This window comes from Rhizobium giardinii bv. giardinii H152 (genome assembly GCF_000379605.1).
Taxonomy (GTDB): domain Bacteria; phylum Pseudomonadota; class Alphaproteobacteria; order Rhizobiales; family Rhizobiaceae; genus Pararhizobium; species Pararhizobium giardinii.
Genome location: NZ_KB902691.1, coordinates 1 through 25,904 on the forward strand (window position 1 = coordinate 1; position 25,904 = coordinate 25,904).

23 protein-coding genes and 1 pseudogene are annotated in these 25,904 nt (G+C 61.7%); 19 read left to right on the forward strand and 5 right to left on the reverse strand.

The genetic code is table 11. From position 1 onward, the window contains the following. From A3AY_RS35815 to A3AY_RS35820, 4 genes and pseudogenes are all read left to right on the forward strand, one after another. Window positions 1-210: pseudogene (locus A3AY_RS35815) on the forward strand (electron transfer flavoprotein subunit beta/FixA family protein); the annotation flags it as partial. 27 nt (window positions 211-237) lie between these two features. Next, complete coding sequence (locus A3AY_RS0121550; protein WP_018327755.1) at window positions 238-1,167, forward strand: electron transfer flavoprotein subunit alpha/FixB family protein; 930 nt, start codon at window positions 238-240, stop codon at window positions 1,165-1,167. Between the two features lie 226 nt (window positions 1,168-1,393). Beyond that, window positions 1,394-2,266: a 3-hydroxybutyryl-CoA dehydrogenase gene (locus A3AY_RS0121555; protein WP_018327756.1), complete on the forward strand. Its 873-nt coding sequence runs from the start codon at window positions 1,394-1,396 to the stop codon at window positions 2,264-2,266. A gap of 90 nt (window positions 2,267-2,356) precedes the next feature. Then, window positions 2,357-3,949 carry an EAL domain-containing protein gene (locus tag A3AY_RS35820; RefSeq protein ID WP_018327757.1) on the forward strand — a complete coding sequence of 531 codons (1,593 nt, stop codon included), beginning with the start codon at window positions 2,357-2,359 and terminating at the stop codon, window positions 3,947-3,949. Here the strand turns inward: A3AY_RS35820 and tlpA are convergent. After that, entirely contained in the window at window positions 3,935-4,618 is a 684-nt protein-coding gene (tlpA, locus tag A3AY_RS0121565) for a thiol:disulfide interchange protein TlpA (protein WP_026203691.1), read from the reverse strand. The two genes, A3AY_RS35820 and tlpA, sit on opposite strands and share 15 nt — an antisense overlap. Window positions 4,619-4,660: 42 nt before the next feature. Here tlpA and argH point away from each other — a divergent pair, with 42 nt between their 5' ends. From argH to A3AY_RS0121615, 10 genes are all read left to right on the forward strand, one after another. After that, window positions 4,661-6,064, forward strand: a complete 1,404-nt coding sequence (argH, locus tag A3AY_RS0121570; RefSeq protein ID WP_018327759.1) for an argininosuccinate lyase — start codon at window positions 4,661-4,663, stop codon at window positions 6,062-6,064. 94 nt (window positions 6,065-6,158) lie between these two features. After that, the gene (gene lptM, locus A3AY_RS0121575) at window positions 6,159-6,353 is read left to right on the forward strand and encodes an LPS translocon maturation chaperone LptM (RefSeq protein ID WP_018327760.1); all 195 of its coding nucleotides are present in this window, start codon (window positions 6,159-6,161) and stop codon (window positions 6,351-6,353) included. A gap of 12 nt (window positions 6,354-6,365) precedes the next feature. Further along, window positions 6,366-7,634, forward strand: coding sequence for a diaminopimelate decarboxylase (gene lysA, locus A3AY_RS0121580; protein ID WP_018327761.1), 1,269 nt, complete (start codon window positions 6,366-6,368; stop codon window positions 7,632-7,634). A gap of 139 nt (window positions 7,635-7,773) precedes the next feature. Further along, complete coding sequence (locus A3AY_RS0121585) at window positions 7,774-10,398, forward strand: TIGR02302 family protein (RefSeq protein ID WP_018327762.1); 2,625 nt, start codon at window positions 7,774-7,776, stop codon at window positions 10,396-10,398. A 295-nt stretch (window positions 10,399-10,693) separates the two neighbouring features. Beyond that, window positions 10,694-12,271 carry an ArnT family glycosyltransferase gene (locus A3AY_RS0121590; RefSeq protein ID WP_018327763.1) on the forward strand — a complete coding sequence of 526 codons (1,578 nt, stop codon included), beginning with the start codon at window positions 10,694-10,696 and terminating at the stop codon, window positions 12,269-12,271. Window positions 12,272-13,460: 1,189 nt separating this feature from the next. Further along, window positions 13,461-14,465 (forward strand): UDP-glucuronic acid decarboxylase family protein, encoded by a 1,005-nt coding sequence (locus A3AY_RS35825; RefSeq protein WP_051108392.1) that lies wholly within the window; start codon window positions 13,461-13,463, stop codon window positions 14,463-14,465. 11 nt (window positions 14,466-14,476) lie between these two features. Beyond that, on the forward strand, window positions 14,477-15,469 hold the full coding sequence (galE, locus tag A3AY_RS0121600) for a UDP-glucose 4-epimerase GalE (protein WP_040669101.1): 993 nt from the start codon (window positions 14,477-14,479) through the stop codon (window positions 15,467-15,469). Next, entirely contained in the window at window positions 15,456-17,315 is a 1,860-nt protein-coding gene (locus tag A3AY_RS0121605; RefSeq protein WP_018327766.1) for a glycosyltransferase family 2 protein, read from the forward strand. Before galE ends, A3AY_RS0121605 begins: the two co-directional genes overlap by 14 nt. A 99-nt stretch (window positions 17,316-17,414) precedes the next feature. Then, entirely contained in the window at window positions 17,415-17,609 is a 195-nt protein-coding gene (locus A3AY_RS0121610; protein WP_018327767.1) for a hypothetical protein, read from the forward strand. A gap of 49 nt (window positions 17,610-17,658) precedes the next feature. Beyond that, window positions 17,659-18,570 (forward strand): glycoside hydrolase family 26 protein, encoded by a 912-nt coding sequence (locus tag A3AY_RS0121615; protein WP_234913067.1) that lies wholly within the window; start codon window positions 17,659-17,661, stop codon window positions 18,568-18,570. Between the two features lie 83 nt (window positions 18,571-18,653). On the opposite strand, the gene A3AY_RS0121620 is transcribed toward A3AY_RS0121615, so the two are convergent. The 3 genes from A3AY_RS0121620 to A3AY_RS0121630 all read right to left on the reverse strand — a co-directional run bounded on the left by A3AY_RS0121620 (window position 18,654) and on the right by A3AY_RS0121630 (window position 20,459). Beyond that, a complete protein-coding gene (locus tag A3AY_RS0121620) occupies window positions 18,654-19,013 on the reverse strand; it encodes a response regulator (protein WP_026203695.1) in 360 nt (119 codons plus the stop codon). Between the two features lie 157 nt (window positions 19,014-19,170). Continuing rightward, a complete protein-coding gene (hpt, locus tag A3AY_RS0121625) occupies window positions 19,171-19,716 on the reverse strand; it encodes a hypoxanthine phosphoribosyltransferase (RefSeq protein ID WP_018327770.1) in 546 nt (181 codons plus the stop codon). A gap of 68 nt (window positions 19,717-19,784) precedes the next feature. Further along, window positions 19,785-20,459 carry a hypothetical protein gene (locus tag A3AY_RS0121630; protein ID WP_018327771.1) on the reverse strand — a complete coding sequence of 225 codons (675 nt, stop codon included), beginning with the start codon at window positions 20,457-20,459 and terminating at the stop codon, window positions 19,785-19,787. Between the two features lie 273 nt (window positions 20,460-20,732). On the opposite strand from A3AY_RS0121630, the gene ftsE reads away from it, so the two are divergent. The 4 genes from ftsE to A3AY_RS0121655 all read left to right on the forward strand — a co-directional run bounded on the left by ftsE (window position 20,733) and on the right by A3AY_RS0121655 (window position 24,064). Then, a complete protein-coding gene (ftsE, locus tag A3AY_RS0121640) occupies window positions 20,733-21,392 on the forward strand; it encodes a cell division ATP-binding protein FtsE (RefSeq protein ID WP_083926014.1) in 660 nt (219 codons plus the stop codon). After that, window positions 21,385-22,395, forward strand: coding sequence for a cell division protein FtsX (locus tag A3AY_RS0121645; RefSeq protein ID WP_018327773.1), 1,011 nt, complete (start codon window positions 21,385-21,387; stop codon window positions 22,393-22,395). Before ftsE ends, A3AY_RS0121645 begins: the two co-directional genes overlap by 8 nt. A 91-nt stretch (window positions 22,396-22,486) precedes the next feature. Further along, window positions 22,487-23,185 carry a YdcF family protein gene (locus tag A3AY_RS0121650; RefSeq protein WP_018327774.1) on the forward strand — a complete coding sequence of 233 codons (699 nt, stop codon included), beginning with the start codon at window positions 22,487-22,489 and terminating at the stop codon, window positions 23,183-23,185. A 93-nt stretch (window positions 23,186-23,278) separates the two neighbouring features. Next, entirely contained in the window at window positions 23,279-24,064 is a 786-nt protein-coding gene (locus A3AY_RS0121655) for a lysophospholipid acyltransferase family protein (protein ID WP_018327775.1), read from the forward strand. On the opposite strand, the gene A3AY_RS0121660 is transcribed toward A3AY_RS0121655, so the two are convergent. Beyond that, complete coding sequence (locus A3AY_RS0121660) at window positions 24,055-24,600, reverse strand: gamma-glutamylcyclotransferase (protein ID WP_018327776.1); 546 nt, start codon at window positions 24,598-24,600, stop codon at window positions 24,055-24,057. The genes A3AY_RS0121655 and A3AY_RS0121660 overlap by 10 nt on opposite strands. Before the next feature lie 186 nt (window positions 24,601-24,786). On the opposite strand from A3AY_RS0121660, the gene A3AY_RS0121665 reads away from it, so the two are divergent. Continuing rightward, complete coding sequence (locus tag A3AY_RS0121665; protein WP_018327777.1) at window positions 24,787-25,830, forward strand: DUF2125 domain-containing protein; 1,044 nt, start codon at window positions 24,787-24,789, stop codon at window positions 25,828-25,830. Window positions 25,831-25,904 lie beyond the last annotated feature (74 nt).

Here is a 25,904-nt window from a genome sequence, read left to right on the forward strand (position 1 = left end):
AACGAGCCGCGTTATGCCTCGCTGCCGAACATCATGAAGGCGAAGAAGAAGCCGCTCGACAAGAAGACGCCGGCCGATTTCGGCGTCGATACGACGGCCCGCCTCAAGGTCCTGAAGACCGAGGAGCCGTCGGGCCGCAAGGCCGGCATCAAGGTCAAGTCTGTCGCCGAGCTGGTCGACAAGCTGAAAAACGAAGCCGGCGTGCTTTAACGGTCCAGGAAAAGGGAGACTAACATCATGGCCATTCTTCTTCTGGCAGATCACGACAACGCAACCCTGTCCGACCAGACCGCCAAGGCCCTGACGGCCGCCACCAAGATCGGCGGCGAGGTGCATGTGCTGGTCGCCGGCGCGGGCTCAANAGCCGCCGCCGATGCGGCCGCCAAGCTNACCGGNGTTTCCAAGGTNCTGCTCGCCGACAGCAGCGATCTTGCCAACAACCTCGCCGAGCCCNTGGCGGCGCTGATCGTCTCGCTCGCCGGCGCTTANGACACCATNCTCNCNGCNGCCACCTCGGTNGGCAAGAACGTNCTGCCGCGTGTTGCAGCATTGCTCGACGTCGTCCAGATCTCGGAAATCACCGAGGTGATCTCGGCAGACACGTTCAAGCGGCCGATCTATGCCGGCAATGCCATCCAGACGGTGCAGACGAGCGAGCCGAAGAAGGTNATCACCGTGCGTACCGCATCCTTCGCCTCGGCTGGCGAAGGCGGCTCGGCACCGGTGGAAACCGTCGCGGCCGCCGCCAATCCGGGNCTGTCCAGCTTCGTCAAGGACGCGCTGTCCTCGTCCGACCGGCCGGAACTGACCTCGGCGAAGATCATCATTTCCGGCGGCCGGGCGCTCGGTTCGGCGGAGAAGTTCCAGCAGGTCATCCTGCCCGTCGCCGACAAGCTTGGTGCTGCCGTCGGTGCAAGCCGTGCCGCCGTCGACGCCGGCTATGCGCCGAACGACTGGCAGGTCGGCCAGACCGGCAAGGTCGTCGCGCCGCAGCTCTACATCGCCTGCGGCATCTCCGGTGCCATCCAGCACCTCGCCGGCATGAAGGACTCGAAGGTCATCGTCGCCATCAACAAGGACGAGGAAGCGCCGATCTTCCAGGTCGCCGACTACGGCCTCGTCGGCGATCTCTTCGACGTCCTGCCGGAACTCGAAAAGGCGCTCTGAGCCTTCCGAAACTGACATCCGCGGCCGCGCCCACCAGCGCGGCCGTCTTTTATTTTGCAAGCCGCGTGCATGCCGGTTTTCCGTAGCTCATGCCGTGAATAAAGCTGGAAAATTAAGCTCGATGCCTTTATCACTGGCATCCGGACCCCGCCTTGGCGGTTTCACTATTCTTTGCCTGAACGGAAGAGCGTCCGCCCTTCCGCCCTGATGATGGAAAATCGGCTCGATGATCAAGAATGTCGGAATTGTTGGCGCTGGACAGATGGGCTGCGGCATTGCCCAGGTATCGGCTGCGGCCGGTTACAAGGTGCATATCTACGACATCGCCGCCGACCGCGTCGAGGCTGGCCTTGCAACCATCAACGGCAACATGGCGCGGCAGGTGTCGTCCGGCAAGCTGACCGACGAGGAGCGCAAGAAGGCACTGTCGCTGATCAAGGGCTCGGCTGACCTCAACGATCTCAGCCAGGCCGATCTCGTCATCGAGGCGGCCACCGAGGATGAGAGCATCAAGCGCAAGATTTACGGCCAGGTCTGTCCGGTTCTCAAGACCGACGCGATCCTCGCCACCAACACCTCCTCCCTGTCGATCACCCGGCTCGCATCCGCGACCGATCGGCCGGAACGCTTCATGGGCATCCACTTCATGAATCCGGTGCCGGTGATGAAACTGGTCGAACTGGTGCGCGGCATCGCGACGGACGAAGGAACCTTTCAGACCGCCAAGCAGTTCGTCACCGCTCTCGACAAGACGATCACGGTTGCCGAGGACTTCCCGGCCTTCATCGTCAACCGCATTCTCCTGCCGATGATCAACGAGGCGATCTACACGCTCTATGAAGGCGTCGGCAGCGTCGATGCGATCGATACCGCGATGAAGCTCGGCGCCAACCATCCGATGGGACCTCTGCAGCTTGCCGATTTCATCGGTCTCGATACCTGCCTGTCGATCATGCAGGTGCTGCATGACGGCCTGGCGGATTCCAAATACCGGCCCTGCCCGCTTCTGGTCAAATATGTCGAGGCCGGCTGGCTCGGCCGCAAATCCGGCCGCGGCTTCTATGATTACCGCGGCGATACGCCGGTTCCGACGCGCTAAGCGGTGCCGCAAGGCTAAATCAGCGGTAGAAACGTTCAACCGATCTTAACCTGTTTCGCCCACCGTCCTGGCTCAGCAACGGGCCGGGCCATGACAGTTCAGCGCAAATTACAATTCGCAGCTTTCGTGCTGTGCTTTGCCGGCCTTTTTGCCGGCGGCCTCTCGCTGGCGCATAGAGCCTTTATCGCCTCGTGGAACGAGCAGCAATTGCACCGCCTCGCCAGGGACACTCTCTCTCGCACGGAACAGGCCATCGATTCCGCCGTCATGAAAATGAGCGACGTCGTGTTCAACCAGGATACTTCCTGCGCCACGGTCGACCGGATGGCGATGACACGCGCCCTCTACGGTTCCAGCATCATGAAGAACATGCGGCTGGAAACCAGAGACGGCACTTGCTGGAGCTACGAGGAAAAGAACCAGGCGCTCGAGCAATCGATCGCAGCCGCACAGCACAACCGGACCAACAACCCGCACTATTCGCTCTTTTCGCTTGGTTTCCCGGGCTGGAAGGGCCTCGGCGTGCGCTGGCAATACGGGCCGGAAAAAAGCATCCTTGAAGTTCTCGCGACCAGCGGACTGCTCTTTGCTATTCTGCCGGTCGAACTGCGCGACAGCGCGCTGATGCAGCTTACCCTCGCGGACGGCTCGTCGTTCGCAAGCTACGCGCCCCGGGCTGGCTCGGGCATGGATGACGCGGCCCTCATCATTTTCGAGGAGAAATCCGTCCAGTATCCCATCGCGATCAGCCTAAAGGTCGATTCCGCCGCTCTTGCGCAATGGAACCATTCATTATCGCCACTGACGAGCGCGATCGTCGTCGCCTTCGGCCTTGGTTTCGGCGTGCTTGCCGCACGCGGCATGTTCCGCAGCACCTCGATCCTTGACGAACTGGACGCCGCTTTGGCCAATGGCGAGATAAGGCCGTATTTCCAGCCGATCTTCCACCTGGAAAGCCGACAGCTTCTGGGTTTCGAAATGCTGGCGCGCTGGATCAAGCCCGATGGCGCGGTGATCCCGCCGCTCGCCTTCATTCCGCTCGCCGAAAGCAACGGCCGCATCGAGCGGTTGACGACAGAACTCTTGAAGCAAACCGGCGCCCAGCTCGGCGGCCTGCTTCAAGCGCAGAGCCATCTCAAGCTCAGCTTCAACGTAACCCCGGACCAATATCTGGCGGCGGATTTCGTCGACAATCTCACCGCGCAGGCGACAAAATTTGGGCTTCCCCTCAACTCGATGGTCGTGGAGGTGACCGAACGGCAGGCCATCGCCGACAAGGACAAGGCCGCTGCCGTCACGGAAAAGCTCATCGACGCCGGCATGCAGGTTGCCATCGATGATGCAGGCACCGGCCACAACGGCCTGTCCGCGATCCATGCGCTCGGCGCCAACTATCTGAAGATCGACAAGTTCTTCGTCGATGGCATCACGCTTGACCGCAAGTCGTCGGAACTCGTCGAGCTGCTCGCCGCACTGGCGGGGAAATTCGGCATGACCGTGGTCGCCGAGGGCGTCGAGACGGAGGAGCAGATCGCTGTCCTACTGCAACTCGGAATCCGCGCCGGCCAAGGCTTCGTCTATTCCAAGCCGGTGCCCGCAACAACGATCCTCGCCATGGCGGCAAAGGCAGTCACCCTGGGTCGGCAGGCGGACGGGGGCGGCTCGCAGCTAAGGAGCGCCTGAACGTGCGGCGGCGACTACCGCTTTCACCAGCGCTTTGGCGTCGTCGCTGTCCCAGGCCGCCGGGCCGTTCATCGACGAGAGCAGACAGCCCTTTTCATCCATCATAAGCGTGACCGGCAGGCCGAAGGCGAGGCCTTCCTTTTTCAGCGCGTTGAAGACGCCCATGGAGGCGTCCCGGTAATAGCCGAGATCATGCACGCCGGTCTCGTTCAGGAAGGCCTTCGGCTTTTCGTCGTCGCCGATATCGATGTTGACGGCAACGACCTCGAACGTGTCGCTGCCCTCGGCCTTCTGCAGCGCGTTCAACGCCGGCATTTCCTCGCGGCAGGGTACACACCACGTTGCCCATAGATTGAGAAGGATGGTCCTGCCGGTGAAATCGGCAAGCGTCCGGTCCTTGCCGTCCTTGTCCTTGAAGCTCAATCCGGCAAGCGGACGCGGTTCGCTGACGGGTGCCATGGCGGCAACCTGGCCCTTCAGGAACGGCGTGATCGCCGCAACGCGGTCCTTTGCCGCCTCGCAGGCCCTTGCGCCTGCTGTTTCCACCGCCGCACCATTGCCAGACCCGCTTTCCCTGACGTATACCGCTGCCGCACCGGCGATCAGCCCGAAGAGGGCAGCGATCACAACCAGTCTGGCGGCGGGAAGGCGTTTCTTCCGGTCTGTCACTTCATTTTCCAATTGGGTCATTCTCCAAGGCGGGCATTCTTCATGGGCGACGGCACTTCCGAAACCAAATCCTCCAACCAGATGTGGGGCGGACGCTTCGCGCAAGGGCCGGACGCGATCATGGAGGAGATAAATGCCTCGATCGGCTTCGACAAGAAGCTTTTCGCCCAGGATATCCGCGGCTCGATAGCGCATGCGACCATGCTTGCGCATCAAGGCATCATTTCCGCCGAGGATAAAGACAAGATCGTTCACGGCCTAAGCACGATCCTGTCAGAGATCTCAAGCGGCCAGTTCGAATTCTCCCGCCAGCTCGAAGACATCCATATGAACGTCGAGGCGCGGCTCGCAACCCTGATCGGCCCGGCCGCCGGGCGCCTGCACACCGCCCGCTCGCGCAACGACCAGGTGGCGCTCGATTTTCGCCTCTGGGTGAAGGAAGAACTGCAGAAGACGGAGAAGATGCTGACGGCGCTGATCGCAGCTTTCCTCGACCGCGCCGAAGAACATGCCGAGACGGTGATGCCCGGCTTCACCCATCTGCAGACCGCCCAGCCCGTCACCTTCGGCCATCATTGCATGGCCTATGTCGAGATGTTCGGCCGCGACCGTTCGCGCGTGCGCCACGCCATCGAGCACATGGACGAAAGCCCGATCGGCGCTGCGGCGCTTGCCGGCACCGGCTTTCCGATCGACCGCCACATCACGGCCAAGGCACTCGGCTTTCGCGAACCGACGCGCAACTCGATCGACACCGTGTCGGACCGCGACTTCGCGCTGGAATTCCTGGCGATCGCTTCGATCTGCGCCACCCACCTTTCACGGCTGGCCGAAGAGATCGTCATCTGGTCGACGCCGCAATTCGGCTTCGTGCGCCTGTCGGACGCCTTCTCCACCGGCTCCTCGATCATGCCGCAGAAGAAGAACCCGGACGCAGCCGAGCTGGTGCGCGCCAAGACCGGCCGCATCAACGGTTCGCTCATCGCACTTCTGACGGTGATGAAGGGCCTGCCGCTCGCCTATTCCAAGGACATGCAGGAAGACAAGGAACAGGTCTTCGATTCGGCCGAAAGCCTGGAACTCGCCATCGCCGCGATGACCGGCATGGTGCGCGACATGACCATCCGCGCCGACCGTATGAAGGCCGCCGCTGGCTCCGGCTATTCCACCGCGACCGATCTTGCCGACTGGCTGGTGCGCGAGGCCGGCCTGCCCTTCCGCGACGCCCATCACGTCACCGGCCGGGCGGTGGCGCTGGCCGAACAGAAGGGCTGCGAGCTTGCCGAATTGTCGCTTGAAGAGCTGCAGGCGATCCATGCCGATATCACCGACAAAGTGTTCGACGTGCTCACGGTCGAGGCCTCGGTTGCCAGCCGCACCTCCTTCGGCGGCACCGCACCGAGCGAAGTGAAGAAGCAGATCGCCTGGTGGCGGGGTCGCAATTGAGGGCAAGATTCAGGGTGCACAAGCCCTTGAAAAGCCGATATGAGTTCTGACGAATTTTGCAAGACGGGCTCACCACCCTGACCAGGAAGCATCCATGCATCTGCGAAACACCACCTATCTGCTTGCTGCGCTTGCCATCGCCGGCCTGACCTTGTCCGGCTGCGGCCGCAAGGGCGACCTTGATCGCCCGGGTTCGACCGCGCCGATCAATACCAAGGCAGCAGCGGGCACCGTCGAAAAGAAGGATGAGGTGCAGGACAAGCGCTTTCTCCTTGATCCTCTCCTTTAACAGGGCACTCCCTTGAACCATTTCGAATATCGCGACGGCATTCTCTTTGCGGAAGGCGTCTCCATCATCGACATCGCCAAGGCGGTCGGCACGCCGTTCTATTGCTATTCCACCGCAACGCTCGAGCGGCACTATTCGGTCTTCTCCAAGGCCTTCGCCGATATCGACGCCATGGTCTGCTATGCGATGAAGGCCAATTCCAACCAGGCCGTGCTGAAGACCCTCGGACGGCTGGGCGCCGGCGTCGACGTGGTTTCGGGGGGTGAACTGCGCCGGGCCCTGGCGGCCGGCATTCCGGCAAGCCGCATCATGTTCTCCGGCGTCGGTAAGACGGCCGCGGAAATGGACCTCGCGCTCGAAGCCGGCATATACTGCTTCAACGTCGAATCCGAACCGGAACTCGAAATCCTCAACGCTCGCGCTGTTCGGCTCGGCAAAAAGGCGCATGTCTCCTTCCGCATCAATCCGGATGTCGATGCGCGAACGCACGCGAAGATCTCGACCGGCAAGAAGGAAAACAAGTTCGGCATCTCGTGGGAGCGCGCGCGCGCCGTCTACGCCCATGCCGCGACCCTGCCCGGGATCAAGGTGACCGGCATCGACATGCATATCGGCAGCCAGATCACCGAGCTGCAGCCGTTCGAGGATGCCTTCAAGCTTTTGCGCGAGCTGGTCGATACGCTGCGCGCCGACGGCCATGCGATCGATCACGTCGATGTCGGCGGCGGGCTTGGCGTACCGTACAAGGAAGACAACAATCCGCCTCCCCTGCCCGACGCCTATGCCAACATCGTCAAGGACCAGCTGCGCAACCTGAACTGCAAGATCGTCACAGAGCCGGGCCGGCTGATCGTCGGCAATGCCGGTATTCTGGTGACCGAGGTCATCTACGTGAAGGACGGCGGCTCAAAGACCTTCGTCATCGTCGACGGCGCCATGAACGACCTGATCCGCCCGACGCTGTACGAGGCCTATCATGAAATCCGGCCGGTCCGGATTTCCGCCGCCAATGCGCCGCGCATCAAGGCCGACGTGGTCGGCCCCGTCTGCGAGACCGGCGACTATCTGGCGCTCGACCGCGAAATGGCGATGCCGAAGCCCGGCGATCTCATCGCCGTCGGCACCGCCGGCGCCTATGGCGCGGTGCAGGCCGGCACCTATAACAGCCGCCTGCTGGTGCCCGAGGTGCTGGTCAACGGCGACCGATTCCATGTGATTCGGCCGCGCACGAGCTACGAGGACCTGATCGGCCTCGACTCGGTACCGGACTGGCTCGACTGAGACCACCGCTCCTGCCCTGCCGCTGTTGATAGCGTCGACCACAGACGTACGAAATCGATCACGATCGCGCGACCGCCCTCGTCTTCGCCACAAAGAGTGTTATCCTTCGTGGCACGTTTCGAATGCTGAAAGGGAACGGATGACGAAAATCCGCCGGGATGGCTCGACGGGGACGGGCTGGATGAGAAGCCTGGCGGTCAAGCGGACGCTTGCTCGTGTCATCCTCTTTGCCGAACGGGCTGCGCCCCGCGCCCTTCCCCTGGCTGCGACCGTCCTTTTCTTCCTTTCCGCCGCCTGGTTCGGCTTTTTCCGCGTTGCCCCCGGCTGGCTGCACGTGATCGTCCTCATTGGCTTCGCAGCCGCCTTCGTCGCTCTGCTCGTTCCGCTGCTGCGCCTTCGCGTCCCCGGCAATATCGACGCGGACCGGATGCTGGAGGAGCGCAACCACCTTGCCCACCAGGCTATCCGCGTGCAGGACGACCAGCCGGCCACCAGCGGCGCTTTCGGCCACGCGCTTTGGCAGGAACACCAGGTGCGCATGGCGCGGATGATCAACACGCTGGAGACCGGCCTGCCGCGGCCCGACATTGCCCGCAGCGATACCTACGGACTGCGCGCGCTTCCGGTGCTGATCGCCTGTGTCGCTTTCGCCTATTCCTATTCGAACCGGGCTGGCCAGATTTCCGATGCCTTTCATCCGCCGCAACAGGTCGAGGCAAAGCCCGATGTGCGTATCGACGCCTGGGTGACGCCGCCGGCCTATACCGGCCGCGCGCCGGTTTTCCTCACCGGCCGCCAGGGAAGCGAGCAGGCATCAGACAGCACCGAACCGCTTCGCGTCCCGCAGTTCAGCGAATTGACCGTCCGCATCACCAGCGGCGGCAAGGCCACCGCTGTTACCTATCACGAGGATGGCGCGGGCGAACCGCTCGTCGTCCCCGCGGCGGAGGCAAAACCCTCCGAAGCGCAGAAAGCCACGGCGCAAGCCCTGCCCGCCGATCCGGCCAAGCCCGGCAGTGAAACCCATGTTCTGAAAATCACCAAGGACGGTAGGCTCGCCGTCGGCGGCGAAACATGGGCCTTCACGGTGATTCCCGACAGCGTGCCGGATATCGCCTTCGACGGCATTCCCCGCCCCACGGGAAATGGGGCGCTCGAAATCGGCTTTGCCGCCAGGGATGACTACGGCATTCAGGATGCATGGGCCGAGATCACGCCGCTCGACAAGCCCGAGGCGGGCGCCCGCCCGCTTTATCCGTTGCCGGAATATCGTCTCGACCTGCCCAAGCGCAATGCCCGCGAGGCCAAGGGGCTGACCAGCCGCAACCTCAGCGAACATCCGCTTTCGGGAAAACGCGTCACCGTCACGCTCGTCGCCCGCGATGCGGCTGGACAGGAAGGCCGCAGCGTGCCACAAGCGATGATCCTGCCTGCCCGCCAGTTCTTCGAGCCGCTGGCCGGTGCCGTCGCCGAGCAGCGCCAGGTGTTCTCGCTCGATGCCAACCAGTTGCCGCGCGCGATCGACCTCAACGACGCGCTGATGATCAGGCCCGACGAGACGATCCCGAACCTCACGCATTTCCTGCTGCTGCAATCGGCGCATACCCGCATGGCGCTCGCCCGCAATGACGACATGCTGCGCGACGCCGCAGGCCATCTCTGGGAAATCGCGCTCGGCATCGAGGATGGCGACCTGGCGCTGGCCGACAAGCGGCTGCGCGATGCGCAACAGAAGCTGTCCGAGGCGCTGGAGCGCAATGCATCCGACGAGGAAATCGCCAAGCTGATGCAGGAACTGCGCGAGGCGATGCAGGAGTATATGGAGGCGCTCGCCAGACAGGCGGCCAAGAACCCGCGCATGGCCGCCAATCCGGACCAGAACAACGTGCTGCGCCAGCAGGATCTGGAAAAGATGATGAACCAGATCGAGAACCTCGCCAGATCCGGCGCCAAGGATCAGGCACGCCAGCTGCTGTCTGAAATGCAGCGGATGATGAACAACCTTCAGGCCGGCCGCATGCAGCAGCAGCAGGGCGAAGCGAACAGCCAGATGCGCGAGCAGATGGACAAGCTCGGCCAGCTGATGCAGCAGCAGCAGCAGTTGATGGACGAGACCTTCAAGTTCGATCAGGCCCTGCGCGATCGCATGCAGCGCGGTGATCCGCTCGACGGCGAGGATCAGGAGCTGTTCGATCAGGACATGCCGCAGGAGCCCGGCCAGCAGCCGGATGAGAACGCCCAGCCGGGGCCGCTCGACAATATGACGGCCGAGGAGCTGAAGCAGGCGCTGAAGAATCTGCAGGCGCAGCAGGAACAGCTCGGCAAACAGCTTGGCGAGCTACAGAAGGGCCTCGAAGGCATGGGTATCAAGCCCGGCAAGGGCTTCGGCGAGGCTGGCCGCGAGATGAAGGGGGCGGCAGGCGCGCTCGGCAGAGGCGAAGGCGAGCATGCGGTCGGCAGCCAGGGCCGCGCGCTGCAGGCGCTGCGCGATGGCGCCCAGGACATGATGCAGCAGATGCAGAGCCAGGGTCCGGGCTCCGGACCGGGTCAGGGCATTCCGCAATATGGCCAGAACGGCCGCGATCCGCTCGGCCGGCGCCAGCAGAATGCCGGACCGGATTTCGGCGATCAGGTCAAGGTGCCCGACGAGATCGACACCCAGAGGGCACGCGAAATTCTCGAGGAAATCCGCCGTCGTCTCGGCACGAATGCCTCGCCGGAAACCGAGCGGCAATATCTGGAACGCCTGCTCGATATTCGCTGAGCGTTTAAAGATTGGCGCGAACGCCCCGGGCTCGCGTCCCCTGACCAAGGCTGAAACGCGTCCAGCCGCTGCCTTATCCTGATTCAAAAACCGGCCGTCGACAATGGCCACCGTCCCCCGCGCTTAGACCGACGTCGCCTCCGCGATACTGGTTACGGCGGGATGCGATCGGCCATCGCCACCAGGAGGTGCCTCGCGAAGCAAGACACGCTCTCTGTGTTTTCATGGAGTAACTATAGCGTTACGCAATTTCGATTATAGTCCGCACCGTGGCTTACCGGTGAAGGAGGACGTCATGCCGGGATCCGGTATCGGGCAGCGTAATTGCGCGGTTCTGGCTGGCATACTGGTGCTTGCTGCCCTGTTTCGCCTCCACGATGTCCAGCAGCCCTTGATCGACGCATTTAGCTGGCGCCAAGCCAGTACGGCGATGATGGCCGACAATTTCCTGGCACGCAGCTGGAACATTTTCTTTCCGGAGGTCAGCTGGACTGGTCCAGGCCCCGCCTATCAGGGGCGCGAACTGCAGATCATCTCTTATATCACCGCGCTGCTCTACGCGCTGTTCGGCTGGCATGACTGGCTGGGACGCCTGGTCGCCATCACCTTTGGCCTGTGGGGCGTCTTTGCCCTGCACCGGCTGCTTGATCGCGTATGGGGCACGGCGCACGCGCACGCCGGTGCGTTTCTGCTCGCCATCATGCCCGGTGCGGTTTTCATCGACCGGTCGTTTCTTCCGGACCCGGCGATGCTGTCGCTGGTCACCACCGGCGCGTGGCTCTACGTCGTCTATCTGCAGGAAGACCGCCCTGGTCTGCTGGTGCTCGCCGGTGTGATCGCGACGCTCGGCGTGCTCGCCAAGCTGCCCGGCATCGCCGTGGTCGTGCCGATGACCTATGCGACCTTTTCCATTCTCCAGGTCAGAGGCAGGCTCAATCCGCGCCGCATCCTGCAGATCGCGCCGGTCGCGCTGATCGCCGGCGCGCTGATCCTCGGCTACTATCGGTGGGCGATCCATGTCGGCACGAACTTTCCGCCCTATCATGTCGCCGGCAGCGGCTATCTCTGGGACGACGGGCTCTCCAAGTTCTTCAGCCAGGCCTTTTACCTTCCCGCCGCATGGAAGATCGCGAGCAGCTGGCTCTTTACCCTGCCCGTTGTGGTCCTAGCCGGCATAGCATTGCTGGTCATGCCGCCGGGCACGACCAGCCCGGCACGCGGCAAAGTCCAGTGGTTCTTCCACGCATGGCTCGCCGGCGCCCTTATCGTCTATTTTTTCGCCGCCCGCGAGATCAAGACCAATCCATGGAACTTCCATATCTTCAACGTGCCGGTGGCCGCGTTTGCCGGCCGCGGGCTCATCCTGTTGGCCACCATTGACGGCAGCCTCCAGTGGAGCGTGCCATCACGCCTGCTGCGATCGGCCGTTATTGCGGCTATCGTGATCGTCGGCGGCAGCATTCCCGGGCTCCAGCTCATGAAGACCCCCTACGCGCAATCCGGCCACCAGCTTGGTGTGCAGTTGAGCGCTCTCGCGAAGCCTGGCGATCTGGTAATCGCGGCCTCGGCTACGATCGGTGATCCGATTGCAATCTATTACAGCAGACGCCGGGGCTGGGTTTTCCCACCGGGCGGTGGGATGAACGACTGGTCGGTGCTTCCCGACGACCGCGAGGCGATCGACATGTTGGAGACGCTGCGCGCCAAGGATGCGGCGTGGTTCGGGGTGGCAAAAAATGCGCGCGACTCCAGGGGGCGAAAGCTCCTCGAATACAATACGGGCCTGATTGCGCATCTCGACAAGACCGCCGAGCGTGTCGTCGACGATGACGCCATGCTGATTTACCGGCTGGCGCCGCCGACCGCGTATTAACTGGAAAGCCGCATGAAGAGAGTTGACGGCCCCAGGCATTCATCGAACGCCAAGCGGTGACACAGGGAGTAGCGTCAAGCCGGAGCCGGCAAGCGCAGCGCGGTCCTGTGGCGCAGGCGGCTAAGGGTCGGCCGATGGCTCAAGCATTACTGGAAGTCAGTCGAAACTCCAGCGAGGCACGCACCGGGAGGTACGGCCGAAACCGCTCGGTGAGCAGATGTACGGGCCCTCGCCATAGGCGATCAAACGGCTGTTCGGCTTCAAGTCCGAAACGTATTTGACGTTTTTCGCGGAAGCGGGACGCTTTACACGATCCTCCGCCGTAGCGACGCTCCGAACCGATGCTTTCCTGGGAGCTTGATACGGAGCGGCAGAGGCCACCTCGAGGGATCGCTCGGAAGAACACGATGCGAGCAAGGAAACGAACCCGATTGCGATCACGCATGAAATGCTGCGAAACCGCCCCCTTACCGCGTTTGCCTCACCGTTTTTCGAATGCATCCTTGCCCCACAACTGGTCGACGCCCGTCTCGGTTCTCAGTATTTCATCACATCCTTAATAATAGCTTTATTAGAAATTCTTCAAATAGAAGACCGAACGACATAGTGAAGAAAATCCCGCCACTGTACGAAAGCTGTCGTATGCACAGAATTGGCACAGCGCGTACTTTTTTAGTCTGAACAATCCTCTGTCCGCAACTTCTTTCATGGCAATTTCGAAGCGCGACGGCGCTCCCCGGCGCACCAATACTTCCGAGCGCGCAAGGCGGACGGGACTGCAGGATAAGTATTAGTACGCAAAGACAAGTACAGATTCGGAGAGGACCGAACCCCTCCGACCGGTCAATATATCAAAAACACCTGCATTTTCCGCACCTTAAGAAAATTCCGATTCGACTTTGACTTATTTCAAAATCGCGTGCATAATTGAATTAATGTATAGGTAACCAATTTTTACTTCATCGGATCGCGCCCTTCGATCTGACTTTTTCATCCGCATAAGCGGCGGAACCCGTCCAAATCTCGTGCTCACCCCCGAGTAATCCGTGATTCGGCGTTTCTGCACTCTCAAATTTTGGGGGACCGGTGTCTATCCGCCCACAGAATTCTGGGGGAGATCTGCGTACGACATCTGGTTTTTTGTAGTCTAGGCGGGAGCTGAGTCATGGCGCGAACAAACAAGCCCAAAATGGGTAGTACTGAAAATATTCTACAATTCCCCAGTAACAGGAGAAAAAAACTCAAGAAAGTACTTGTCGCCGGTGGCGCGGGTTTTTTGGGCTCGCATCTCTGTGAATCACTGCTCGCGGCAGACTACGACGTCATCTGCGCCGACGACCTCTCGACAGGGCGCATCGAAAACATCAAGCACCTGCTCGACCTGCCGCAGTTCACGTTCAGGCGGCATGACATCCGGTCACCGCTCAACGTCAAGGTCGATGCCATCTTCAATTTTGCAAGCCCGGCATCGCCGCCCGCCTATCAGGCCGATCCTATCGGTACGCTCTTCACCAATATTGTCGGCGCCCGAAACCTGCTGGAGCTTGCCCGTCGCCGCGATGCGACCATTATCCAGGCATCGACATCCGAGGTGTATGGTGATCCGTTGGTATCACCACAGCGCGAAGACTATCTCGGCAATGTCAACACGACCGGGCCTCGCGCCTGCTACGACGAAGGAAAGCGCTGCGCCGAGACCCAGTTTTTCGACTTTCACCGCCTCTATGGCCTGAAGATCAAGGTCGCACGGATTTTCAATACGTACGGACCGCGCATGCGCCCCGATGACGGGCGTGTCGTTTCGAATTTCATCGTCCAGGCGCTGCGCAATGCACCCATAACCATCTACGGATCCGGATTGCAGACCCGTTCGTTCTGCCATGTCGACGATCTGGTCGGAGGGTTCATGAAACTCTTCCACTCGTCGCCCGACATCACCGGCCCCATCAATCTCGGCAACCCTGCCGAGTTGACGGTGATCGACCTGGCCCACCGCATCGTCCGACTGGCCAATTCGAAATCTCCGATCGTCCACATGCTTGCTGCCGTTGACGATCCCAAACAGCGCCGCCCGGATATCGGCCGTGCAGCCGCGCAACTTGGCTGGCGTCCGAACATCGATATCGACAATGGTCTTCTCGCGACGATCGACCATTTCGACCAGGTTCTGCGGCATGCGGCCGCAAATAACTGAGAGGTGACGAGGTGAATACTGTTCTCGTCACCGGGGGCGCTGGATATATTGGCAGCCATACTTGTAAACTTTTGCATCAGTCGGGCTTTACCCCCGTTACCTATGACAATCTCGCAACGGGATCCAAGGAGAACGTAAAATGGGGGCCGCTGGTCCGCGGTGACGTGCGCGACCGGGACCAGTTGAAACATGCGATAAGGCTCTGGCAGCCGGTCTGCGTCATTCATTTCGCCGCATCGGCCTATGTCGGCGAATCCATCACCGATCCGCGCAAATACTACAGCAACAATGTCGCCGGCATCCTCTCTCTGCTTGATACCTGCGTGGACATCCAGCTGCGCAATATCGTCTTTTCGAGCAGCTGCGCCACCTATGGCATCCCGGCGAAACTGCCGATTGCCGAGCGTAGCCCGCAGGCCCCGATAAACCCTTACGGCCGCACCAAGCTGATCGGTGAAATGATGCTGAAGGACTATGCTTCGGCCTATAAGATCCACTACGTGGCGCTGCGCTATTTCAATGCCGCCGGCGCCGATATCGACGGTGAGCTTCGCGAGCGACACGATCCGGAAACCCATCTCATCCCCCGTGCCCTGATGGCGGCGGCAGGGCGAATCCCCGAACTGACCGTCTTCGGTAGCGACTATGATACGCCCGACGGTACGTGCATTCGCGACTATGTCCACGTGACGGATCTCGCCCAGGCCCATGTTTCGGCAGTCCAGCATCTGATCGCCGGCGGCAAGAACATGATGGTGAACCTGGGTTCCGGCCGGGGCACCTCCGTGCAACAGATCATCGATACGATCGAACGGCTGACGCATCGTCGCGTCCCCGTGCGTCGCGAGGCAAGGCGCGGCGGCGACCCGCCCGCGCTTTACCCGGATCTCAGCGTCGCGGCATCCGAGCTGAACTTTACCCCCCGCTTCTCGGACATCGAAACGATCATCCGCACCGCCGCCCCGACCTTCGGGCTGGAGATCAAACATAATGTCGTCGCGTGACCGGTCGCAGGTGAGGACAGCAGGTGCGCGACGGCGCACCGTGAAGCACAGACTGCCCGAGGGACTGGTCCCCGTTTTTACGCGAGAGCGGCGCATCGCCTATGCCGCGGGTGTTCTGGCCTGGCTGGCAGCCCTCGCCTGGTTCTGGCGATGGTGGTTCCGGCCCGAGCATTTCATCGACATAATGCCTTTTCTGGCGCTGACGCTGATCATGGCCTGGATAACCCTGCTACCGGCCTACTTCATCTATCTGTTCGGCGGCAGCAGGCGGGCGCAGCCTGTTGAAGGGCAATGCGTCCCGGGGCGCATCGCAATGGTCGTCACCAAGGCGCCGTCGGAACCGTTCGCGGTCGTCCGCAAGACGCTCAATGCGATGCTTGACCAGATCGGCTATGATTACGACGTCTGGCTGGCGGACGAGGCGCCCGATCGCGAGACGATCACATGGTGCGAGCGCCACGGCATCTTCATCTCGACCCGACATGGTGTGGAGGCCTATCATCGCAAGACATGGCCGCGGCGCACGCGCTGCAAGGAAGGCAATCTTGCCTATTTCTACGATCACTACGGATATGCCCGGTACGATTTCGTCTGCCAGTTCGATGCGGACCACGTGCCGGACGTCACATACCTGCGCGAGATCATGCGGCCGTTCGCCGACCCGGGCGTGGGCTACGTGTCGGCTCCAAGCATCTGCGATTCCAATGCCGCGGAAAGCTGGACCGCGCGCGGCCGGCTTCAGGCGGAAGCCAGCATGCACGGCTGCCTGCAGATCGGCTACAACAACGGCTGGGCACCGCTTTGCATCGGTTCGCACTACGCGGTGCGAACGGCGGCACTCAGACAGATCGGCGGTCTCGGTCCCGAACTGGCGGAGGATCATTCGACCACCCTTCTGATGAACGCAGGCCGATGGAAGGGCGTTCACGCCATCGACGCGATTGCGCACGGCGAAGGTCCCCGCACCTTTGCCGATCTCGCCGTCCAGGAGTTCCAGTGGTCGCGCAGCCTTGTCACGATCCTGCTTCGCTATTCCAGGGACTATGTACCGAGCCTCTCGGGCAAGCTGCAGTTCCAGTTCCTGTTCTCGCAGTTGTGGTATCCGCTGTTTTCACTCTTCATGGCGGCCATGTTCCTGCTGCCGATCCTGGCGCTCGCGACGGGCCGCAACTTCGTCAATGTCGCCTATCCGGATTTCCTGGTGCATATCCTGCCCTTGTCGATGGTGCTGATCGGGCTGGCTTTCTATTGGCGCTCCACCGGAACATTCAGGCCCTACGACGCCAGGATTTTCGGTTGGGAATCGGCAGTGTTTCTGCTTGCGCGCTGGCCATGGTCACTGGCCGGCTCTCTCCTTGCCATCCGTGACCAGATCACGGGGTCCTTCGTCGATTTCCGGATCACGCCGAAGGACGGCAAGACCGCCACCCTCCCGCCATTGCGGGTGCTCGCTCCTTATATCGCGATGTCGCTTTCCTCCGCGGCAACCGCGCTGCTTGTGTCCGATCCGGGTTCGGCCCAAGGCTATTATTTCTTCGCGATCATGAATTCGATCGTCTATGCCGCCGTTCTCGCCGTCATCATCGTCGGCCACGCCCAAGAAAACGGCCTTCCGCTGTTCTCGACATCGACGAGAGGCCTGGCCACGGTCGCAACGCTGGCGACCTGCCTCGTCGTCACCGGCAACGCCATTTTTGCGCGCGGTGTGCCCGGCCTCGAAGCCGTCGCATACGGGCAGAACATCATCACTTTTACTGAAACCCACTTTGCCGTCGCAGGGGCCGGCCAAGGGGGGTCTCAGGTCAAGATTACGCGTTTCAAGATCAAATGGCATGGCATTTCATGAATATCCCGTGCGGCACCGAGGTTCGGGATCAGTAATTTCTTCAAAGAATTTCGTCAGCAGTGCAACACAACAACAACAACAACAACAGGGAGCCTGACCATGATCAAAGTCACCAAAGTAGCCGTTACAGCCCTTTCCGCGGGCGGAATGCTGATCGGAACGCTTTTGCTGGCCGCCCAGGCCGACACGGCGAATATGCTGCTGAGAATAAACACACCGAGCGCAAAAGGGGATGCTGTCTTACAGAAGACGAGCAGGCTCAGGGCGGGCGTCTCGGCCAGCCAGGGAGGCTGACATGACACACAGACTTGTAAGAACCGTGGCGGGAGGCGCGCTTTTGCTGATGCCCGTCACGCTCATCACCACCGGCGCGGCCCCGTCGCCGGCCTATGCAGGGGACACGGGTGTCGAAGCGGTCGTCGTCGACAAGCGGCCAATCCTGCATCCAAACGCCACGAAATTCGGCGCCTACGACCCCTATGGCGATTTCAGCACGCAGAGCGGTCTGGAAACCGAAGCCCTGTTTTTGCCGTGGGAAGACGTCGATCTTGCAACGCTCAGTGTCGCCGACGAATACGCTCTGCAGCGCAAACGCAAGCTCCTGATCACCATCGAACCGTGGTCCTGGAACGAAGACCGGCGGCTTAGTGCCGATGACTTGCGCCGGAGGGTGCTGGCCGGAAGCTATGACGCCAACATCAAGGCGATTTCCGATGTCGTGAAGACCTTGAAAAGCCCCGTGATCATCCGCTGGGGTCAGGAAATGGAAGACAAATCCGGCCGCTTCTCGTGGGCTGACTGGCCCCCGCGGGACTATATCAAGGCCTACAGGAAGGTTGCCGATCAATTCCGCAAGGACAGGCCGACGGTCCAGATCATGTGGTCCCCGAAAGGGCAGGAGGACCTGGAGAAATACTATCCCGGCGATGACTATGTCGACGTCATCGGTCTCTCGGTCTTTGGCCTACAGGACTATGACATGCGTGAATATGGTGCTCCCAGGACCTTCACGGAGGCGCTGAAGCCGGGCTACGAGCGGGTGGCGCCGTTCAGGAAGCCGATCTGGGTGGCGGAGCTGGGATATGAGGGGGACGCCAACTACATGCAACCGTGGATCCAAGCGGCGACCGCCAGGAATGACCAGTTTCCGGATCTGAAGGAAGTGATCTATTTCAACGATCGCGACGTCATCGGATGGCCATTCGGGCTTGGCCGGCCGAACTGGCGCGTGACGACCGGGTCAGGCGTGAACTGATCCCCAAGTCCGCGGATGGAAGCGAAGCGCGTCGGAGGCCGAGCATCGATGGGCCATGGCAGTCGCGCGCGTGGAGAGCAGGCTTATGCCGCAAGAGCGACGGCCACGGCCTTGCGGATATCCGGCAAAGTGAAGGGCTTGGAGACGACATCCATGACCTTGCCGGTCAGATTGTCGGCCCTTTCGCGCTGTTCGGCGTAACCGGTCATCAGGAGGATTTTCAGGCTCGGAAAGGCCGCCGATGCCTGATGGGCAAGCTCGATTCCGTCCATGACGGGCATGCGGATGTCGGACAAGAGCAGATCGAAGTCTTCGCCACGCAGGCAAGCCAGCCCCTCGGCGCCATCGGCCGCCTCGACGGTTTCATGACCATCCAGTTGCAACGCCCGGGCAACGAAACGGCGCAGGCCGTCCTCATCTTCGGTAATCAGGATTTTCGCCATCATGGCCTCCGTTCCGGCAACAACTCCGCTGGGACCGAGGCCGTAGAGGCGCGCGTCCCTCATCCGCAGCACATCGCTGCGAGCTCACACCACCAGAGTTTTCTTTGTTTTCCGTAAACGCGGATGACCAGATCAGCGGCTGCCCACAGCCGAACGATTATTCCGCGTCGCCGGTGACGATGCCGACGAAAGGCAGTTCGCGGAACGCATAGGCGACATCCATGCCGTAACCAACGACGAAATAGTCCGGGCATTCGAAACCGACATAATCTGCATGGAGGTCGGTCTGACGCTTCACCGTCTTGTCGAGAAGAACGGCGATCGAGACCGACTTTGCGCCGCGCTCGTACATCAGTTCCTTGGCGAAAAGCAGGGTGCGGCCCGATTCGAGAATGTCGTCGATCAGAAGCACGTCACGGCCATGTACGTCGCTGTCGATATCCTTGATGACCCTGACGCCCTGCGACACCGTTCCCGTGCCATAGCTCGACAAGGTGATGAACTCCACTTCCGGCGCAAGACCGACCGCGTGCATGGCGCGGATCAGGTCGGCGGCGAAAATGAAGGATCCCTTCAGCACCGCAATCACGAGGAGATCGTTTGTCGGGCCTTCGCCGATCTGCCTGGCCAGTTCGATATTGCGCGCCGCGATGGTCTCGGCGGAGTAGAGCGGTTCGATGTTTTTCCCACGGACGACGGGCATATGGAAGTCTCCAGAAATGGTCATGGAGACTGCGTGCTAGGCCTCCGGAAGTTAGCCGCTTAGCACAATCACGGCACCGAATCACCCTTTTCGCCAAAGGAAACCGTCACGTCCGGCAGTTTTCCACCTGCGTGTGGGAGGCGCGCCGAAAAGGGCCGGCTTTCGCCAGGAGCCAGCACCGCCTCGCCGGGGAATATCCGGCTGGCCGTGCTTTTCCGTCCGCCGGCGATGACATCAACCTGGATCATCGGCACCGCCTTCGGCGCATCGGATTGATTTTCGACGGCGCCGTAGACCGAAACAATCTTCATGCCGTTGGCGTCGCTGAGCGCCGTGGTGACACCGCTGATGGCCAAGGCTGGCGCAACGGCCGGCTGGTAATTGGAAAGACCGGCAAAAAGCAGGAAGACGGGGGCGCACAGGCAGGTCACAAGCACTGCAAACGCCTTGGGCGACGCGGTCTGAAGAAGGCGCTCGAGATGGTTCACTGCCCAGAGGAGAGCCGACGTGGCACGCGATTCGGCGGCGACGCGCGCTTGTTGCCGAGGTGCAGCGCGGCAATGATTGTCGTTGAAAACCGGGTAGACATTGCGGCGGCTGTTCGCGGCGACGGTTTCGAAATCCGCGTCGATGATATCGGTGGCACGGGGAGCACTCGTGGCCCGGGCGGAACGCTGAGGACGATCGGGAGGCAGAAGGTCCATCCGGGCGCTATGGCCCCTGTTGGAACGAAAGGCGTTCATGGTCTCTCCTCTCGCAGCCATCCCGTCCACGCCAGTAAGCCGGGACGGGCGCGGGCAGAATCGGGCATTGAAACAAACCTTTCCGAGACGTAAACCTAAATGGTTAATGCTTCGAAAATGACGTCCTGGAACCAGCCGCTTTCATCGAAAATTAACCATTGTTTAACCATGTTGGGAGCTTAGCAGTGAGCGCGACGCGGTTTCCTGTGGCGGAGGCCATCAACCCGCCGGAAATGCGTGGCAAGAAGCCTGACGAGAAGCTGGACTGACCCGTTGATTCACTTTGAAAATGTCGGATTGCGCTATGGAATGGGTCCGGAAATCCTCCGCGACCTGACCTTCGACATTCCCAAAAAATCCTTCCAGTTCCTGACCGGTCCGTCGGGCGCCGGCAAGACGACGCTGCTGCGACTGCTGTTCCTCTCGTTGAAGCCGACGCGCGGGCTGATCCGCATGTTCGACCGCAACATCTCGAGCATTCCGCGCGAGGAGTTCCCGATGCTGCGCCGCCGCGTTGGCATCGTCTTTCAGGACTTCCGCCTGCTCGATCACCTGACCACCTACGAGAATGTCGCGCTGCCCCTGCGCGTGCGGGGCAAGGACGAATCGTCCTACCGCGCCGACGTTCTCGAACTTCTCGGCTGGGTCGGGCTCGGCGAGCGCATCAACGTGCTGCCGCCGGTGCTCTCGGGCGGCGAGAAGCAGCGCGCGGCGATCGCCCGCGCGCTGATCGACCGGCCGGAAATCCTGCTCGCCGACGAGCCCACGGGCAACGTCGATCCGCCGATGGCGCGGCGGCTATTGAACCTCTTTCTCGAACTCAACCGGCTCGGCACCGCCGTCGTCATCGCCACCCACGATCTGTCGCTGATGGATCAGGTCGAGGCACGGCGCATGATCCTCTCGCAGGGACGGCTCGACATCTATGAGTGACGTGCGCGCCACCGATCGCCCGCAGCCGGCCGCGCCGCAGGAGCGCAAGGCAGCGCTGCGCGTGCGGCCGACGGCGCCGATCGTGCCGCCCGGCAATGTGTCGGGCAATGCCTTGATGCTGGTGATCGCCATCATGGCGTTCCTCGCCTGCCTGACGCTCGGCGCCGTCAGCATGGTGCGCTCGACGGCGCAGAGCTGGCAGAGCCAGATTTCCCGCGAGATCACCATCCAGATCAAGCCGGATGAAAAGCTGGACATGGAAAAGGCGCTCGCCGATGCCCGCGATCTGGCGATGACCTTCGATGGCACGACCGACGGCAACATCGTCGACAAGGCGGCGACGGCCCGGTTGCTCGAACCCTGGCTTGGCGAAGGTCTCAATCTCGACGACCTTCCCGTGCCGCGTCTGGTGATCATCACCATCGACGAGAACAATCCGCCCGATTTTGCGGCGATGCGCAAGATGCTGACGGAAACCATCCCGCAAGCCTATCTCGACGATCACCGCACCTGGGTCGATCGGCTGGTGGCGATGGCCCATACGACGGCGCTGATCGGCACCGGCGTGCTGATGCTGGTGTTTTCCGCGATGGTGCTGACCGTCATCTTCGCCACGCGCGGGACGCTATCGGGCAATCGCCACATCGTCGAGGTCCTGCATTTCGTCGGCGCCGAGGCCGGTTTCGTTGCCTCGGAGTTCCAGAAACACTTCCTGAAGATCAGCCTCAAGGGCGCCGGCGCCGGCGGCCTGCTGGCCGCGACCTGTTTCGCGATCGCCGGTTTCTGGCAATCGCGATCGATCGCAACGCCGCAAAGCGACCAGGCAACCGCCCTCTTCGGCAGCTTCACGATCGGCTATACCGGCTATCTCGGCATCGCGGCCATCATGATCGTCATTGCGCTTTTGACCACGCTGACCGCGCGGTTCACCGTCATGCGGACGATCTACGAGATCGACCAGATCCGCTCCGATCCGGCGCGTATCGATACCCATCAGAACTGACGGACATGATGGCATTGCCACGCATCCATTCCTTGCCGCAATCTGCCTGTATGAGAGAATCACCATGGCTGGCGAAGCGCCCGGGACAGGAATGAGCGAGAGCGGCGGATTGCGGCGGAAAGGCGCGCGGGTGCGCAGGCATGTCAGCCTTCGCCGGCGTCTGGTACGGCTGACCTTCTATGTCCTGCTGCTCGTCGCCGGTTGCGCCACCGCAGGCTTCCTCTATTTCGCCGATTCCGTCGCCTCCCTGCAGCCACCGGCCCAGCCGAAAGCCGATGCCATCGTCGTCCTGACGGGAGGCTTCCAGCGGATCGACCAGGCGGTCGAACTTCTGAAAGCTGGAGCGGGCAAGCGGCTGCTCATCTCCGGCGTCCATCCGTCGACGACAGGCGGCCAGATCCGGCGCAACACGCAGAGTTCCGCCGACCTTTTCAAATGCTGCGTCGATATCGGCCATGACGCGATCGACACCATCGGCAATGCCAACGAAACCGCCAACTGGATCCGCGGCAACGGCTACCGGAGCATTCTCGTCGTCACCAACAACTATCACATGCCGCGCAGCCTGCTGGAGCTGCGTCGCGCCAATCCGGGAATCGAGTTCATCGCCTATCCGGTCGTCAATTCCGACCTGAAGAGCACCAATTGGCTGCACAATCCGATGGTGCTGAAGACGATCCTTTCCGAGTACGTCAAACTGACCATCGCATCCGTGCGCGATACGCTGGGCGCCCATCCGGCAAGCGGTCTTCGCACCGAAGGCAAGGACGCCACCGCATCAGGAAACTGAGCGGCAAGGCGAGAAACCCGCAAGGGAAGCGGTTTTCCTTCCCGGAATATTCGTGTAGGCAGCGATCAGTCCTTTGCTGCGAAAGCCTGCCTGATGATCATCCTGCGTTCGGTCCTGTTCAACATCGCGTTCTATGTCAATCTGATTGTCCAGATGATCGTGATGACGCCGATCTACTTCCTCGTGCCCCGCAAGACGGCATGGTTCGTTCCGAAGAACTGGGCGCTGAGCAATCACTGGCTGTTCAAGACGATCGTTGGCACGACATTCGAGATCGAAGGCCTCGAGAATATCCCGAAGGAGGGATATATCTTCGCCCCCAAGCATCAGTCCTTCTGGGATGTCTATGCGCTGCTGCCCTGGCTGTCCGATCCCTTCTTCATCCTGAAGCGCGAGCTCGTCTGGATCCCGCTGTTCGGCTGGTACGTCCAGAAGCAGCGGATGGTGCCGGTCGATCGCGGCGCCCGCGGCAGGGTGATGGCGGCGGTGATGCAGCGCACCAAGGACGAAATGGCGACCGGCCGCCAGTTGATCATCTACCCCGAAGGCACGCGCCGCCCGCCGGGGGCGCCGCCGCACTACAAATACGGCATCGCCCGGCTCTACCGCGATCTCGCCGTGCCGGTGGTGCCGGTCGTCATGCATCCCGGCCTGTTCTGGCCGCGCCGCAAGTTCCTGCGTTTCCCCGGCCATTTCAAGGTGCGCATCCTGCCGCCGATCGAAGCCGGTCTCGATCCCGATGTCTTCCTGCAGACACTGGTCGATGTGATGGAAACGGCCAGCGACCAGCTGCTGGTGGAGACGGTGAAGGACAATCCGCATTTGCCGCTGCCGCCGACGGCAGCCCAGCGGCTGAAGGAATTGCAGGCTCAGGCCTGAGCCTGCATTCGTTTGACGCTGGCTGCCACTTCTTCGAGCCAGTGATCGCGAATGCCCATGTCCTGCAGATGGGCAAGCGTGTTCATCAAATACTCCGTGTTGGCGCCTGATTTGCCATGCGACACGGCAACGGTCGCCGCCGCCTCCTCGGCGCTCAGCGTGCCGGCATATTGCACATGGTTGCGGTCGATGACGTAGGTAAGCGCCGGTACGCGCCGCCCGTCGGCAAGCTTAACCGGCATCGTGCGTTCCTTGTAGACATGGGTGACCAGCTCGCGCTCGCGCAGATAGTCGATGACGTCAGTCTTGTTCTTCTGAGCCACCTTGAAGGCCATGCCGTGGCAGGAGCCGCCATAGTCGAGGCCAAGCACCAGGCCGGGGCGTTCCTGCGTGCCGCGGTGCACCCAGGAGCGGACGCAAAGCGCGCGCCGGTAGCCGAAAGCCCGCGCCGTCATCTTGTTCTCGAAGGCAAAGCCGGGGTTCCACATCAGGGAACCGTAGCCAAAGACCCAAAAATCGTCCATATCCACTGCCATTCATTCTCGCCATGCCAATGCAGCCTCAAGGCGCCGGGATGGCCGACAGACAACTCTGGTGCTTTCCTAGCGCATAAGATTGCCAATCGGAATCGGTTTCCTGAACGATTGGGCGCAAACCGGAAGACGCCAGCCGCCAGCCCCCGGGTGCACCAGCATCAGAGGGCGATAGCCTTGGAGCAGACCATGACAGCAGCAGACATTGCCGAACCCAGCGCCGGGAGCCGAAAGATCCGATGGCTGGCGATCGGTATCCTCCTGTTTCTCGTGGTCTATTCCGGCGCATGGTTTTTTGCGGCAAACCGGATCGAGACGCAGCTGCCGGCTTTTCTCAGCGAGAACAAGGGCATCGGGTCATCAGCGGAATGCGGCGGCATGAGCGTGCGCGGCTTTCCCTTCCGCATCGGCCTGTTCTGCGACACCGTCCGCCTCGACGATGCGGCACATGGCGCGTCGGCCTCGTTCGGCGCGCTGCGCTCGGCAGCCCAGGTCTACCGGCCCGGGCATGCGGTGGTCGAGCTCGATGGTCCGGCGGAAATACGGGTGTCTCCCGGCCTCACGGTGTCGGCCGACTGGTCGCTGCTGCATGCCAGCATGCACGTCACCCTTTCCGGCCTTGACCGGACCTCCATGACCTACGACCAGCTGACCGGCACCGTCATTCTGCCTGCCACGCATGAGGATGCCGCGATCGGCGATACGCACAAACTCGCCTTCGCTGCCGGACATGGCGAGGCACATTTCCGCCAGAACGGTCCGGATCTCGATGCGGCCCTCAGCGTCGATGGCTTCGACGCCAAGGTGGATGGCGCGCCAAGCCTGCTGCCGATGCTCAATGCCAGCGCGGATATGACATTTGTCGATCGCGCCGCGCTGATGAACGCCGGGGGGCTGAAGCCCGGAGCGCTTCGCAACAGCAAGGGGGAGATGCGCAACCTGACGCTCGATCTGGGCGGCGGCATGGTCACCACGGCATCCGGCCCCTTTACCGTCGACGACAAGGGGCTGATCTCGGGTGAGTTCAGCGTCACGATGAAGAACATCGAAGGATGGCGTCAGAACCTCGTCAAGGTGTTTTCGAACGAGGACGGCACGGCCATGGTCAACAACATCGCCAACATGCTGACGGCCCTTGCCGACGGCAAGAACGAGGCGACCGTGAAGCTCAACGTCCGCGACGGCATCGCGTTTCTGGCGTTCTTCCCGATCGGAGAATTGCCGCAGCTGTGAGGCTGCCTTTGGGAAGAAGCGCGAGCGTGCGGCCCCTGTCTTTCGACCCTCCCCCTCGAGGGGAAGGTGGGTGC

Coding starts and splice junctions, on each gene's coding strand:
- A3AY_RS0121555 (WP_018327756.1), top strand. CDS start 1,394: ATGATCAAGAATGTCGGAATTGTTGGCGCTGGACAGATGGGCTGCGGC.
- A3AY_RS35820 (WP_018327757.1), top strand. CDS start 2,357: ATGACAGTTCAGCGCAAATTACAATTCGCAGCTTTCGTGCTGTGCTTT.
- argH (WP_018327759.1), top strand. CDS start 4,661: ATGGGCGACGGCACTTCCGAAACCAAATCCTCCAACCAGATGTGGGGC.
- lptM (WP_018327760.1), top strand. CDS start 6,159: ATGCATCTGCGAAACACCACCTATCTGCTTGCTGCGCTTGCCATCGCC.
- A3AY_RS0121585 (WP_018327762.1), top strand. CDS start 7,774: ATGACGAAAATCCGCCGGGATGGCTCGACGGGGACGGGCTGGATGAGA.
- A3AY_RS0121590 (WP_018327763.1), top strand. CDS start 10,694: ATGCCGGGATCCGGTATCGGGCAGCGTAATTGCGCGGTTCTGGCTGGC.
- A3AY_RS35825 (WP_051108392.1), top strand. CDS start 13,461: ATGGGTAGTACTGAAAATATTCTACAATTCCCCAGTAACAGGAGAAAA.
- A3AY_RS0121605 (WP_018327766.1), top strand. CDS start 15,456: ATGTCGTCGCGTGACCGGTCGCAGGTGAGGACAGCAGGTGCGCGACGG.
- A3AY_RS0121610 (WP_018327767.1), top strand. CDS start 17,415: ATGATCAAAGTCACCAAAGTAGCCGTTACAGCCCTTTCCGCGGGCGGA.
- A3AY_RS0121615 (WP_234913067.1), top strand. CDS start 17,659: ATGCCCGTCACGCTCATCACCACCGGCGCGGCCCCGTCGCCGGCCTAT.
- A3AY_RS0121620 (WP_026203695.1), bottom strand. CDS start 19,013: ATGGCGAAAATCCTGATTACCGAAGATGAGGACGGCCTGCGCCGTTTC.
- hpt (WP_018327770.1), bottom strand. CDS start 19,716: ATGCCCGTCGTCCGTGGGAAAAACATCGAACCGCTCTACTCCGCCGAG.
- A3AY_RS0121630 (WP_018327771.1), bottom strand. CDS start 20,459: ATGAACGCCTTTCGTTCCAACAGGGGCCATAGCGCCCGGATGGACCTT.
- A3AY_RS0121645 (WP_018327773.1), top strand. CDS start 21,385: ATGAGTGACGTGCGCGCCACCGATCGCCCGCAGCCGGCCGCGCCGCAG.
- A3AY_RS0121650 (WP_018327774.1), top strand. CDS start 22,487: ATGAGCGAGAGCGGCGGATTGCGGCGGAAAGGCGCGCGGGTGCGCAGG.
- A3AY_RS0121655 (WP_018327775.1), top strand. CDS start 23,279: ATGATCATCCTGCGTTCGGTCCTGTTCAACATCGCGTTCTATGTCAAT.
- A3AY_RS0121660 (WP_018327776.1), bottom strand. CDS start 24,600: ATGGCAGTGGATATGGACGATTTTTGGGTCTTTGGCTACGGTTCCCTG.
- A3AY_RS0121665 (WP_018327777.1), top strand. CDS start 24,787: ATGACAGCAGCAGACATTGCCGAACCCAGCGCCGGGAGCCGAAAGATC.